This is a genomic window from Marinobacter sediminum, from assembly GCF_023657445.1.
In the GTDB taxonomy this organism is placed as follows: domain Bacteria; phylum Pseudomonadota; class Gammaproteobacteria; order Pseudomonadales; family Oleiphilaceae; genus Marinobacter; species Marinobacter sediminum_A.
This window is the reverse complement of sequence record NZ_JAGTWY010000001.1, coordinates 525,318-538,693: the sequence shown is the minus strand read 5'-3', so window position 1 is coordinate 538,693 and position 13,376 is coordinate 525,318. Positions and strand designations below refer to the sequence as shown.

Here is a 13,376-nt window from a genome sequence, read left to right as displayed (position 1 = left end):
CACAGTCAGCCCCGACCGTTAACACGTCTGACTTTCTGCCCGGCTTTCTCTCCGAGAACCAGCATTGCCGGGGTCAGCAAAAGGGTCAGGATTGTCGCAAAAGCCAACCCGCCGGCGATGGCACTGGACAGTTGGGTCCACCACTGCGTGGATGGTGCTCCGAGCCCGAGAGACGGCGTCAACAGATCGACATTGATGCCAAGAACCATGGGCGTCAAACCCAGAACCGTTGTGACAGCGGTCAGCAACACCGGCCTCATACGCAGGCAACCTGTCTCCAGGGCGGCTTCGTATGCGGGCAGGCCACCTTTGCGCATCTGGTTGTAGGTATCGATCAGGATAATATTGTTATTCACCACAATCCCTGCCAGCGCAATGATTCCCATACCGACCATAACAATACCGAATGACTGGCCGTTCAGCAGCAGCCCCAACAATACCCCGGCCGTGGACAGAACGATGGCCGAAAGGATCAGGAAAGTCTGATACAGGGAGTTGAACTGGGTCACCAGGATCAGCAGCATCATCACCACCGCGACAACAAACGCCGTGGCCAGAAAATTTGAGGCTTGCTGCTGGTCTTCATTCTCACCGGCGAATTTAACCGCGACGCCGTCGGGCGGTTCCGGCATCTCAGCCTGGAGCTTTTTCAGCAGTTCATCGACACGGCGTCCCGGCGCCATCTCCGATTTGATCGTCACCGTGCGCTGGCCATCAACGCGAACGATGCTGTTGGTCTTGTCACCCGGTTCCAGATCCACGAACTGAGACAAAGGCACCTGACCTCGGGCCGTGTTAATGGTCTGACGCTGCAAGTGGTCCAGCTCCCGCCAGTTGTTCGGCACCCGCACGGCAATATCCACCTCGTCCCGCACGTCTTCAGGACGATAGGTCGCCAAAACCAGGCCGTTGGTGACCAGACGGACGGCACTGCCAATGCTGAGCACATCAGTTCCAAACCGGGCGGCCGCCTCGCGATCCACCTTCAGGCGCCATTCGATACCCGGCAGACTGCGATCATCTTCAATGTCTGCAAAGCCACCCAGTGCGCGCATCCGGTCCTCGATGGTATCCACAAAACCGTTCAGCCGGGTGTTGTCACGGCTGCTCACCTGAAGCTCAATGGGCTTGCCTTCAGCCGGGCCGCCCTCCTGCTTGCGAAACTCCAGCTGAATACCGGGGATGTCGGCCGTGCGCGAACGGAAATCCTCGAGAATTGCGCTGGCTGGACGCCGCGCGAACCAATCGGTGAACTGAAACTGTAATACGCCGATGACATCCGGCGCCATCCGGTTGCCGGGGCTGATCATGGACCGGGCATAGAGCGCATCCACTTCCGGCATACCACGCAGTCGCGCTTCTACTTTCCGAACAATGTCATCCCTTTCCCAGACGGAAAGATCACCCCGGGCGCGGATCTGCACCTGCGCGGAATCCGGCTCCACACTGGGAAAGAACTCAACCCCGTAATTGAATTTCCCATAAGCCGCGTAAATTACCAGGATGACGCCCAGCACGCCCAACAGGGTGAACCCCGGAAATCTCAGCAGGACCGACAGAAGCCAGCGATAACGCTGCATCATCCGCCCTGCCTTGTGCCCCTGACGGGCGCGTCTGCCTCCGCTGACACCGCCAAGCACCGGCAGGAAAACCAGCGCCATCGCCAGCGACGCGGTAAGGCAGATTATCACCGTCAGTGGCAGGTAACTCATAAACTCGCCAACCACACCCGGCCAGAAAAGCAATGGCACGAACACCGCCAGAGTGGTCGCGGTAGAGGCAATGATGGGCCATGCCATACGGCTGGCGGCTTCGGCCCACGCGGATTTAACCGTCTGGCCCTCAGAGAGATTCCGGTCAGCCAGTTCGGAAACCACAATCGCCCCGTCTACCAGCATGCCGGCGACCAGAATCAGGCTGAACAACACGACAATATTGAGTGTCAGCCCCATGCCCCAGATCACCAGGATTCCGGTCAGAAAAGCACCCGGAATAGTGAGGCCAACCAGCATGGCAGAGCGGGGACCCATGGCCGCAATCACAACAATGATCACCAGCACAATGGCAGTCAGAACGTTGTTCAGAAGGTCACTGAGAATATCCCGGACTTCCTCCGACTGGTCCATGATGTAGCGGACCTCCAGGGCATCTGGCAGTCGCGGCTTTGCCTGTTCAATCAGCGAACGCACCTGACCGACGGTTTCGATGATATTGGCACCGGTTCGCTTGGAGATCTCCAGCACCAGTGCCGGTTCCCCGTTAATGCGAGCGAAGCCGGTTGGATCCTTGAAGGTTCGTTGCAGCATGGCCACGTCGCCGAACGTCACCACTGTGTCACCATCTACCTTGATCGGCAGGGACATCACATCCTCAATGCTTTCGATGACACCGGGTACCTTGAGGGACATACGGCCGTTGCCGGTATCCAGCGAGCCTGCCGCGACCAGCTGGTTATTCCGTGTCACCAGGGAGGCAAGCTGGTCGAAATCGATGCCATAGCTCTCCAGTACCTGGGGATCAACCACCACCTCCAGCAGATCCTCACGATCACCCCCAATCTCAACTTCCAGCACTTCCGGAATGGCTTCAATGGCGTCCTGAAGATTTCTCGCGACGGTAATCAGTTCCCGCTCGGACAAGGGGCCGGAGAGACCAACCGACAGCACCGGGAAGAGCGAAACATTGATCTCATTGACGCGGGGCTCATCCGCCTCATCGGGAATTTTGCTCCGGGCGGTGTCCACTTTTTCCCGGACATCCTGCAAGGCTTTATCCGAGTCAAAGCCGGCGTCGAATTCCAGAACCACCGAGGCGTGTCCTTCCGATGCCGTACCCCGCATCTCCTTGATGCCTTCAAGCGAGCGCAACTCCTGTTCCAAGGGCCGCACCAGCAGACGCTCGGCATCCTCGGGACTGATACCTTCCAGGGTCACGGAAATGTATATGACCGGAATCGTGACATCCGGGTTCGCTTCCTTCGGGATTGTCTGAAACGCGGCGATCCCTCCGATAAACAGGAACAACAGGGTCAGAAGCGTGGTGCGGCTTCGATCCATGGCGGCGAAAATCAGCGCTCGCATGGTCTCTAACCCCGGTCTTCAGCAGAGTCAACGGGACGAACCTGCTCACCCACACTGACGAAACCACCACCGCGAGTGATCAGGCGAATCTCGTCTGGCAGGCCGGTCACCCAGGCGCCATCCGTGGAGACGCTTAACAACTTTACCGTTTGGAAAACCACCTGATTGTCCTGGCCAACAAATTTGACGCCCGGCCGACCATCGTCGCCCAGAGAAAGGTAAGCCGGTGAAATGAAGATGGCTTTTACCTCCGGCAGCGCAATACGCAAACTGGCACTGCCGCCTGCAACACGGTGAAGTTCCGGGTTCTCAACGGCAATTTCGACAGCAAAGCTGCGGGTCTGCGGGTCCGCAGCACTGGCAACAAAGGTTACGATGCCATTGAGCTGTTCGCCATCAAGAAGATCCACACGCACCCCTTGCCCCGGAGCGACCTCACTCACAGATTGCTGGGGCACCTGTGCTCTTGCTTTCAGCCGATCAATGCGTACCAATTCGAACAGCGATGAACCTACCTGCACCAGGCTGCCCTGCTCTACAGTCTTGCCATTGATAATGCCGTCGAAGGGTGCTCGCGGAGTCAGGTGGGAAACATTAAGTCTTGCCGCTACCAGTTCTGCGGACGCCGCTGCCAGCTCACTTTGCAGGTTGAGCAACTCCGACTGGGAAACCAGGTTATTCGAACGCAACCTCCGGGCGGCTGCCAGGTCTGCATCGAGTTTTCGTGCCCGGGCCTCCCAGCGCTCCACAACCGACCGGCGGCCATCATCAGAGAGTGTCAGCAATGCCTGTCCTGACTGAACGTGTTCGCCCAGATCCACGGCCATGCTTTCAACCGTTCCGGCAACCCGGGCACTGATCGTAACGGAATGCCAGGGCTCAAGTTGCCCCTGCAGCAGCAAACCCGGTTCATACAGCCTTGCCGAAAGCGTCTGAACCTGGACACTGGTCAGCGGCCGTTCGCCAGCGTTTCGCTGATCCGGCGCCTGATCACTGGCCACCTTGATTTCGCCGGTCGCCATCCAGACCACCAGGGCAATAATGATCAGAAGGGATAAACCCAGGGAACCCCATTTTGCTTTACTCATGAAACGCTCGCAGTGCATCAAATCCGTGATTGAGTGCGGGAAAATCAGGCCCGATGAAAAAACCGGCAAGAAACAGTTGCAACCGGTCAAAAACGTGGGGTAGATTCTACACAGAAACTTTTCATGAATTCAGAGCAGATTGTTCATTTTATGAATCTCAACGCAGTGATTGTCCTTGTGAAGCTTGTCCTGGTGGTCGTGGTACCGTCCGGGGGCTTTTGCGTGGACAAGCGGGTGAGATAGCAACAACCTGACAAAACACCAAAAGCCCCCGGCACCGAAAGGTCCCGGGGGCTTTTTTTTGCGGCCAAGAAAAAAGGGAAAACGACCATGAACGGCGCACAGCAGATTCTTGAAGCGTTCCACCACCATGACATCAGCACGGTTTTTGGCTATCCGGGCGGCTGCATCATGCCGCTCTACGACGCGCTGGTGGATGATGTCGGAACCGAGCATGTGCTGTGTCGCCACGAGCAGGGTTGCGCACTGGCGGCAGATGGTTACGCGCGGGCCAGCGGCAAGCTGGGGGTTTGCATTGCCACCTCTGGCCCTGGCGCCACCAACCTGATCACCGGCGTTGCCAACGCCCACCGGGATTCCATTCCGATGCTGGTTATCACCGGCCAGGTTCCCTCCGGTCTGATCGGCACTGATGCCTTCCAGGAAACCGACGTGCTCGGCATGACGCTGGGCATCGTCAAACACAGTTACCTCGTGGATAGCGCAGATGACCTCCCTGCGATCATGGAAGAGGCCATCCACCTGGCCCAGAGTGGTCGCCCGGGGCCGGTATGGATCGATATCCCCAAAGATATCCTGCTGGCCGAGGCCAGTCCGGCCCCCAGTGCCGCCGCGGACACCGCACAACCTGCCTCCCCGGACCTTTCAGAAGCAATGACCATGCTGCGTTCCGCACGCAAGCCCCTGCTCTACAGCGGCGGCGGTGTCAGCCTGGCCCACGCCGAAACCGGTTTCCGGGACTTTGCCGAGACGTCGGAGTTGCCGAGCGTTGTCACGCTCAAGGGGATCGGCAATGGGGGCAAGCACAGCACCCATCACCTGGGCATGCTGGGCATGCATGGCTCCCGGGCCGCCAACCGTGCCGTTGACGAGTGCGACCTCCTGCTCGTGGTCGGCGCCCGCCTGGATGACCGCGCCACAGGCAAGCTGGATACCTTCGCTCCCAATGCCAGGATGATCCACATTGATGCCGACGCCGCTGAAATCAATAAACTGCGCCCCGCTGACCTGGCGTTGCGCGGCGATCTCAACAGCATTCTGGAAAGCCTCACAGACGACCTGAAAAAGGCACCGCTGGCGATCCACGACTGGCAGAAACAATGCCGTAACTGGAGCACCACGGGCGGTTTCAGCGCCGCTGACAACGAGGAACCCCTGGCCCCGATCACAGGCCCGGCGTTCATCCGGCAGCTGTCCCGTATCACACAAGACGATACCGTCATCGCCTGCGACGTAGGCCAGCACCAGATGTGGGTCGCCCAGCATTACCAGTTCGATCATCCCCGCCATCACCTGTCCAGTGGTGGTCTGGGCACCATGGGCTTTGGCCTGCCCGCCGCCATTGGCGCCCAGTTTGCTGACCGTACAAGCACCGTCATTAACGTTGCCGGCGACGGCTCCTTCATGATGAATGCCCAGGAGCTTGCCACGATCCGCCGCTACAACCTGCCATTGAAAATCATCATTCTGGATAACCAGTGCCTGGGCATGGTCCGCCAGCAACAGGAACTGTTCTACAACAACCGGGAAAGCCAGATTAACCTGGACGACAACCCGGACTTCGTTGCCATGGCGCGAGCATTCGACATCCCGGCCCTCCACATCGAGCGCACCGACCAGATCCGCCGCGGAATCGAAACCATCCTGGCTTACGACGGCCCCATGTTGCTGCACGTGGCCATCGCCCGGGAAGAAAACGTCTGGCCCATCGTCAAGCCTGGCGCCAGCAACCGAGAAATGATCGACGAAACCAAGCGCACCACCAAAGCCCAAAGGGAGCACGTCGCATGAACCCGCAAAATCAGCGATCGATACCAAGCTACACCCTCACCTGCCAGATGAGCCATGAGACAGCAGCGCTGGAGCGCCTGTGTCAGGTCATACGGATTCGTGGGTTCCGAGTTGCCAAGATGGTCGTGGAGGGCGTCGGTGAGAACCTGGACATCATCCTCACACTGGAGGGGACACGGCCAATTGCCATGCTGCAGGCGCAGTTGGAGAAGCTGCATACGGTGGCAGAAGTTGCCCTGGCTGCTCCCAGGGCAACACAAACAAAGACGGCGTAATTCTCCTCTTTTCACAGGTAAGGAAAAGGGAAGAGAGTATGCCTAAAGTTCAACCGGACATGGGCTGGATGGGTCTTTTCTGCCGGGACAAAGGTGCCTGAGCTCAGCGAGTTCTTTTCCCAGAAGAAAAGACTCGCCCAGCCCATGTCCAGCCCTAAAGGCCGCGAAATCAGATCAGTTCAATCGCAACCGCCGTACCTTCACCACCACCGATGCAAAGAGAGGCCACTCCGCGCTTCAGGCCCCGCTGCTTCAACGCATTGATCAGGGTCACAATGATCCGTGAGCCCGATGAGCCAATCGGGTGGCCAAGGGCACAGGCACCGCCATGCACATTGACCTTCTCGGCCGGCAGCCCGAGTTCATTGATAGCCGCCAGAGTCACCACCGCAAAGGCCTCATTGATTTCGAACAGGTCCACGTCGTCCACGGACCAGTCCACCTTCTTGAGGACCTTCTCAATGGCGCCAATCGGCGCAAGCGTGAATTCCGAGGGCAACCGGGCATGAGTGGCGTGAGCAAGAATCCTTGCCTGCGGAGTCAGGCCGCGCGCATCTGCCTCCGCCGCCGAAGCCAACACCAGGGCCGAGGCACCGTCACTGATCGAACTGGAGTTGGCTGCGGTTACTGAACCGTCTTTGGCAAACGCCGGTTTCAGACTGGGAATCTTTTCCGGCCTGGCATTGCCTGGCTGCTCATCAATCTCGACCAGGGTTTCACCACCACGGCCAGGAACGCTCACCGGCACAATCTCATCCCTGAACCAGCCATTTTCAATGGCAGCCAGGGACTTTTGCAGTGAACCAATGGCAAATTCGTCCATAGCCTGCCGACTGATGTCGTATTTGTCTGCAGTACGTTGGGCAAACACGCCCATCAGACCACCCTCATAGGCGTCTTCAAGACCGTCCAGAAACATGCTGTCCAGAACCTGGCCATGACCCATTCGCATGCCGGCACGGGCCTTGGGAAGCAGATATGGAGCCTGACTCATGTTCTCCATACCACCGGCAATCATGATGTTGTTGGTACCTGCCTTGATCTGATCGTGAGCCAGGATCACGGCCTGCATACCGGAACCGCACATCTTGTTTATGGTGGTACAACCGGAACTGTCCGGAATGCCCGACGCTCGTGAAGCCTGCCGAGCCGGAGCCTGCCCAAGGCCGGCGGGCAAGACACAGCCCATGATCACTTCCTGGACATCTGCAGGCTGGAGACCGGAACGTTCAATGGCTGCCTTGATGGATTCAGCACCCAGCTGCGGAGAACGCACGGAGCTCAAAGAGCCCATCAGGCCGCCCATGGGAGTCCGGGCGGAGCCTGCAATTACAACGCTGTTGTCACTCATGATTTTCCCTCACTCAAACCTGTCAGCCCTTGCCCAGCACGGACCGGGCAATGATTTCTTTCATCACTTCCGAGGTGCCACCATAGATCCGCTGAACGCGGGCATCCATAAAGGCACGGGAAATGGGGTACTCGGTGGTGTAGCCGTAACCGCCAAACAGCTGCAGACAGCCGTCAGCCACCTGGCACTGCATTTCGGTAGCGCTGTATTTGGCCATGGACGCGGTTGGCGCATCCAGCTCCCCGCGTTCATAGTCGGCAATACACTGGTTAACAAAGGCCTGATTCACCCGGTAATCAGTCTCCATCCGGGCGATTTCGAACCGGGTATTCTGCAGTTGGGCCAACTTCTGTCCAAACAGCTCACGCTCCTGGGCATAGGCGATGGTCAGATCCAGCGCACCGCGTGCCGCCGCCACACCCAGGGCACCAATCACCAGCCGTTCACGGGGCAGTTCGCGCATCAGATACATAAAACCCTGCCCTTCTTCACCCAGCAGGGCTGAGGCTGGAATGCGCATATCCGAGAAAAACAGCTCCGAAGTGTCCCCAGAGTGCTGGCCGATTTTGTCCAGGTTCCGGCCCCTGCTGTAGCCCGGCAGAGAAGTGTCCACCAGGAACAGGCTGATACCGCGCGCACCGGCTTTCGGGTCGGTTTTGGCCGCCACAATCACCATGTCTGCGTGCTGGCCATTGGTAATGAACGTTTTCGAGCCATTGAGGATGTACTCGTCGCCATCCTTAACCGCACTGGTGCGAATCGCCTGCAGGTCACTGCCTGCGCCTGGCTCGGTCATGGCAATGGCGCCAACGGCTTCACCGGAAACCAGCTTGGGCAACCATTGCTGCCGTTGCTCCTCGTTCCCCATATGGCTCAGGTAGGGCGCAACAATATCCGAGTGCACCATAACGTTGGTGGACAGCGCGCCGAACCCCATTCGGGCAAGTTCTTCACCCACCACCACGGAGAACTGAAAAGGCGCACCGATGCCACCCCACTCCTCCGGCACATCCACGCACAGCATGCCGGCGTTGCCGAGGGTGTTCCAAAGTTCGCGAGGCACCAGGCCGGACTTTTCCCAGGCCTCGTAGTGCGGCGTCACTTCTTTTTCCAGGGCCTTAATAACCGACTCCCGGAACATCGCCAGTTCTTCTTTATCAACAGACACAGTCATGTATGTCTCCTGCAATTGAATGCTTCACTTGGGTGCCATGCGAAGCGCACAGTCCAGACGAATCACTTCGCCATTGAGGATCGGGTTACGCACCATCTGGTCCACCATCATACCGAACTCTTCCGGCTTGCCGAGACGCTTCGGGAACGGCAGAGTGGCCGCCAGGCTCTCCTGAACCTCGTCGGGCATTCCAGACATCATGGGGGTCATGAACAGGCCCGGTGCAATCGTATTTACACGGATACCCTCACGGGCCAGCTCACGAGCCGACTGCAAGGTCAGTGAGACCACGCCACCCTTGGAAGCACTGTACGCCGCCTGTCCGATCTGCCCTTCATAGGCGGCAACGGAGGCAGTATTGATGATTACCCCCCGCTCACCGTCGGCATTGGGCTCACGAGTTGCCATATCGGCGGCGGCCAGCCTCAGGATATTGAAGGTACCTATCAGGTTGACCTGGATTACCTTACTGAAGTTCTCCAGCGGCATCACACCGTTGCGCCCGAGAATTTTCGAGGCCGGAGCAATACCCGCGCAACTCACCGCCACACCACAGGGGCCATGGGCTTCCCGAGCAGCATTGATTGCGGCCTCAGCACTTTCAGCTGAGGTTACGTCACATTTCAGGAAGATGCCGCCAATGTCCGCAGCGACCTTCTCACCCTGCTCCTGACTCACATCCAGGATTGCCACCTTGCAGCCTGCTGCTGCCAGCGCACGGGCCGCACCTTCGCCAAGACCCGATGCACCACCTGTTACAATCGCCGCCACATTTTTAAATTCCATCGTTCACTCCTGCTCTGAAGAATCCTTTGATCGAAATCTGACCGTAAAACTACTTTACGTTTACGTAAACTTTATCTAACCTAAGTCTAAAAAGGAAATCGCTATGGTTAAAAAAGAAACATACAGCATAAGCGAGCTCGCCAAGGAGTTCGACGTGACGACCCGGAGCATCCGGTTCTACGAGGATCAGGAGCTGCTCAAGCCCTCGCGTCGGGGACAAACACGGATTTTCAGCTCCAAGGATCGCGTCCGCCTCAAACTGATCCTTCGGGGCAAACGAATGGGCTTCTCCCTCTCGGAGACTAAAGAACTCTTCGACCTCTGGGACGAAACCCTCAGTGGCAATGAAAAACAGTTGCTCCTGATGCTGGAGACCCTGAGCCGCAAGCGGGCCCAGCTGGAACAGCAGAAAAACGATATTGCCATGGCAGAAATGGAAATGGACACCGCCGAATCACGGTGTCATGAAGCGCTGGCCGAGCTGCAAAAGAAAAAGAAGGAACAGCAGATGCCGGCGAACGATGAACAGACAACGACTGCGGGACAGCGTTAGACAACAAGGCACGTAAAGGTGCCCTGCGCAGTAGCTGCCCGGACCTGAAACTCCGTAAGTCAGAGATCAAAATAAAAGGTAACCGACATGAAATCACAGTACTCAGAACTCAACTTCGGCCTTGGCGAAACTCTCGACATGCTGCGCGAGCAAATCAACAGTTTCGCCGCTTCGGAAATCGCTCCCCGCGCCGAAGAAATCGACCGTAACAATGAGTTCCCCATGGATTTGTGGCGCAAGATGGGCGATATGGGTCTGCTGGGCATCACCGTTACCGAAGAGTACGGCGGCTCAGACATGGGTTACCTGGCGCACGTGATCGCGATGGAAGAAATCAGCCGCGCATCCGCTTCCGTCGGACTATCCTACGGTGCCCACTCCAACCTGTGCGTGAACCAGATTCACCGTAACGGCACCGAAGAGCAGAAACAGAAGTACCTGCCGAAGCTGGTCAGTGGCGAACACGTTGGCGCACTCGCCATGTCCGAGCCTAACGCCGGCTCCGACGTCATTTCCATGAAACTGAGTGCCCGGGACGAAGGCGACCACTACGTCCTTAACGGCAACAAAATGTGGATCACCAACGGCCCCGACGCCCACACCTACGTGATCTACGCCAAAACCGACGTCAAGGCCGGCTCCAAAGGCGTAACCGCCTTCATCGTAGAACGCGACGCCCCCGGTTTCAGCCGCCACCAGAAACTCGACAAACTCGGCATGCGCGGTTCCAATACCTGCGAACTGGTGTTCGAAGACTGCAAAGTACCCAAAGAAAATGTCCTCGGTGGCGTAGGCAACGGCGCCAAAGTACTCATGAGCGGCCTGGACTACGAACGCCTCGTCCTCTCCGGCGGCCCGCTGGGCATTATGCAAGCCGCTATGGACGTGACCGTTCCCTACATCCGCGAGCGCAAACAGTTTGGCCAAGCCATTGGCGAATTCGAACTGGTACAAGGCAAAGTCGCGGACATGTACACCTGGATGAACACCGCCAAATCCTACGTTTATATGGTGGCCATGTCGGCTGATCGCGGCGAAACCACTCGCAAAGATGCCGCCGGCGCCATCCTCTACTCCGCCGAGATGGCCACCAAACTGGCCCTGGACGCAATCCAGCTGCTCGGTGGTAACGGTTACATCAACGAATACCCAACAGGCCGTCTGCTGCGTGACGCCAAGCTCTATGAAATCGGCGCGGGTACGTCTGAAATCCGCCGGATGCTGATCGGTCGCGAGCTGTTCCTGAATAAGTAAAAGAACAGGAAATCAGCACCCAATGTTCGATGAGGGGTTGGCGGCAGGACGGTCCGGGAATGTTGAAGGCCAAGGATGGCCTGAAACAAGCGCACATGGACGTGCTCGTAGCGGTTCCCGGACCGTCCTGCCGCCAACCCCGACTCCCCGGAATGCACGGACCCAAATGCTATGACCATACTGCAAAGCAAAATCAACCCAAGGTCGGAAGAATTCCAGGCCAACCAGGAATCCATGGCGCAAGCTGTCGCGGACCTGCGGGACAAAGTATCCACCATTCAGCAAGGCGGCGGCCCCTCCTATCAGGAACGCCATATCGCCCGCGGCAAACTGTTGCCCAGAGAGCGTATCAACCGCCTGCTGGACGACGGCTCCCCTTTCCTCGAGATTGGCCAGTTCGCCGCCTACAACGTTTATGGTGAGGAAGTCCCCGCTGCTGGTGTCATCGCCGGCGTGGGCCGCGTCTCCGGCACCGAGTGCATGATCATCGCCAACGACGCCACGGTGAAGGGCGGCAGCTACTACCCACTGACCGTGAAAAAGCACTTGCGGGCCCAGGAAATCGCTCTGGAGAACCGCCTGCCCTGCATCTATCTGGTGGACTCCGGCGGTGCCAACCTGCCCCGGCAGGACGAAGTATTCCCGGATCGTGACCACTTTGGTCGCATCTTCTACAACCAGGCTCGCATGTCTGCCGACGACATCCCGCAGATCGCCGTCGTTATGGGTCTGTGCACCGCCGGCGGCGCGTACGTGCCCGCCATGGCCGACGAATCCATCATCGTGCGCAACCAGGGCACCATCTTCCTGGCCGGCCCTCCGCTGGTAAAAGCCGCTACCGGTGAGGTCGTGAGTGCCGAGGACCTGGGCGGTGCCGACGTGCACTGCAAAGTCTCGGGTGTCGCTGACCACTATGCCGAAAACGACGCCCACGCCCTGGAAATCGCCCGCCGTAGTGTTTCCAACCTCAACCGCCGAAAACCGGTAGACGTGGAAATCCGCAAACCAAAAGCACCGCTTTATGACGCGGAAGAAATCTACGGCATTGTCGGCACCGACCTGCGCAAACAATTCGATGTGCGCGACGTCATTGCCCGCATCGTAGACGGCTCGGAATTCGACGAGTTCAAACGCTACTACGGCCAGACCCTCGTCACCGGCTTCGCCCATATCCATGGCTACCCGGTGGGCATCATTGCCAACAATGGCATCCTGTTCAGTGAGTCGGCCCAGAAAGGCGCGCACTTCATTGAACTCTGCTGCCAGCGCAACATTCCGCTGCTGTTCCTGCAGAACATCACCGGCTTCATGGTCGGCCAGAAGTACGAATCCGAAGGCATCGCCAAGCACGGCGCCAAGATGGTCATGGCCGTCGCCTGCGCCAACGTACCCAAGATCACCGTCCTGATCGGCGGCAGTTACGGGGCCGGCAACTACGGCATGTGTGGCCGTGCCTACAGCCCGGATTTCATGTGGATGTGGCCGAATGCCCGTATCTCCGTCATGGGCGGCGAGCAGGCCGCCGGCGTTATGGCACAGGTTCGCCGTGAAGGCATGGAGCGCAAAGGCGAGGAATGGAGCGCAGAGGAAGAGGCCGAATTCAAGAAACCGATCGCGGACAAGTACGAGCACCAGGGCCATCCCTACTACGCCAGCGCCCGCCTGTGGGATGACGGGGTAATCGACCCGGCCCAGACCCGGGAAGTGGTTGCCCTTAGCCTCTCAGCCACCCTTAACCGGCCGGCGAAGCCCACGCGCTTCGGCGTGTTCCGGATGTAATCGGG

At 58.4% G+C, this 13,376-nt stretch carries 10 protein-coding genes; 5 read left to right on the top strand and 5 right to left on the bottom strand.

Annotated elements, in window-relative coordinates; genetic code table 11:
• Positions 1–5 precede the first annotated feature (5 nt).
• Positions 6–3,080 (bottom strand): efflux RND transporter permease subunit, encoded by a 3,075-nt coding sequence (locus KFJ24_RS02680; RefSeq protein ID WP_250829550.1) that lies wholly within the window; start codon positions 3,078–3,080, stop codon positions 6–8.
• 5 nt (positions 3,081–3,085) lie between these two features.
• Positions 3,086–4,168 carry an efflux RND transporter periplasmic adaptor subunit gene (locus KFJ24_RS02675; RefSeq protein ID WP_250829549.1) on the bottom strand — a complete coding sequence of 361 codons (1,083 nt, stop codon included), beginning with the start codon at positions 4,166–4,168 and terminating at the stop codon, positions 3,086–3,088.
• A 330-nt stretch (positions 4,169–4,498) separates the two neighbouring features.
• On the opposite strand from KFJ24_RS02675, the gene ilvG reads away from it, so the two are divergent.
• Together ilvG and KFJ24_RS02665 are read left to right on the top strand one after the other, a co-directional pair.
• The gene (ilvG, locus tag KFJ24_RS02670; protein WP_250829548.1) at positions 4,499–6,199 is read left to right on the top strand and encodes an acetolactate synthase 2 catalytic subunit; all 1,701 of its coding nucleotides are present in this window, start codon (positions 4,499–4,501) and stop codon (positions 6,197–6,199) included.
• Entirely contained in the window at positions 6,196–6,474 is a 279-nt protein-coding gene (locus KFJ24_RS02665) for an ACT domain-containing protein (RefSeq protein WP_250829547.1), read from the top strand. The genes ilvG and KFJ24_RS02665 overlap by 4 nt, the downstream gene beginning before the upstream one ends.
• Positions 6,475–6,643: 169 nt before the next feature.
• Here KFJ24_RS02665 and KFJ24_RS02660 read toward each other — a convergent pair whose 3' ends face one another.
• Genes KFJ24_RS02660 through KFJ24_RS02650 form a run of 3 tightly spaced genes read right to left on the bottom strand, consistent with a single transcriptional unit; the run spans position 6,644 to position 9,785 of the window.
• Positions 6,644–7,825, bottom strand: a complete 1,182-nt coding sequence (locus tag KFJ24_RS02660) for an acetyl-CoA C-acyltransferase (protein ID WP_250829546.1) — start codon at positions 7,823–7,825, stop codon at positions 6,644–6,646.
• A gap of 22 nt (positions 7,826–7,847) precedes the next feature.
• Positions 7,848–8,999 (bottom strand): acyl-CoA dehydrogenase family protein, encoded by a 1,152-nt coding sequence (locus tag KFJ24_RS02655; protein WP_250829545.1) that lies wholly within the window; start codon positions 8,997–8,999, stop codon positions 7,848–7,850.
• Between the two features lie 24 nt (positions 9,000–9,023).
• Entirely contained in the window at positions 9,024–9,785 is a 762-nt protein-coding gene (locus tag KFJ24_RS02650) for an SDR family NAD(P)-dependent oxidoreductase (RefSeq protein ID WP_250829544.1), read from the bottom strand.
• A 103-nt stretch (positions 9,786–9,888) separates the two neighbouring features.
• Between KFJ24_RS02650 and KFJ24_RS02645 the strand changes: the two genes are divergently transcribed.
• The 3 genes from KFJ24_RS02645 (at position 9,889) to KFJ24_RS02635 (ending at position 13,371) form a co-directional block, all read left to right on the top strand.
• Complete coding sequence (locus KFJ24_RS02645; protein WP_250829543.1) at positions 9,889–10,338, top strand: MerR family transcriptional regulator; 450 nt, start codon at positions 9,889–9,891, stop codon at positions 10,336–10,338.
• A gap of 87 nt (positions 10,339–10,425) precedes the next feature.
• Positions 10,426–11,592 carry an isovaleryl-CoA dehydrogenase gene (locus tag KFJ24_RS02640; protein WP_250829542.1) on the top strand — a complete coding sequence of 389 codons (1,167 nt, stop codon included), beginning with the start codon at positions 10,426–10,428 and terminating at the stop codon, positions 11,590–11,592.
• Positions 11,593–11,763: 171 nt separating this feature from the next.
• Positions 11,764–13,371 carry a carboxyl transferase domain-containing protein gene (locus KFJ24_RS02635; protein ID WP_250829541.1) on the top strand — a complete coding sequence of 536 codons (1,608 nt, stop codon included), beginning with the start codon at positions 11,764–11,766 and terminating at the stop codon, positions 13,369–13,371.
• Positions 13,372–13,376 lie beyond the last annotated feature (5 nt).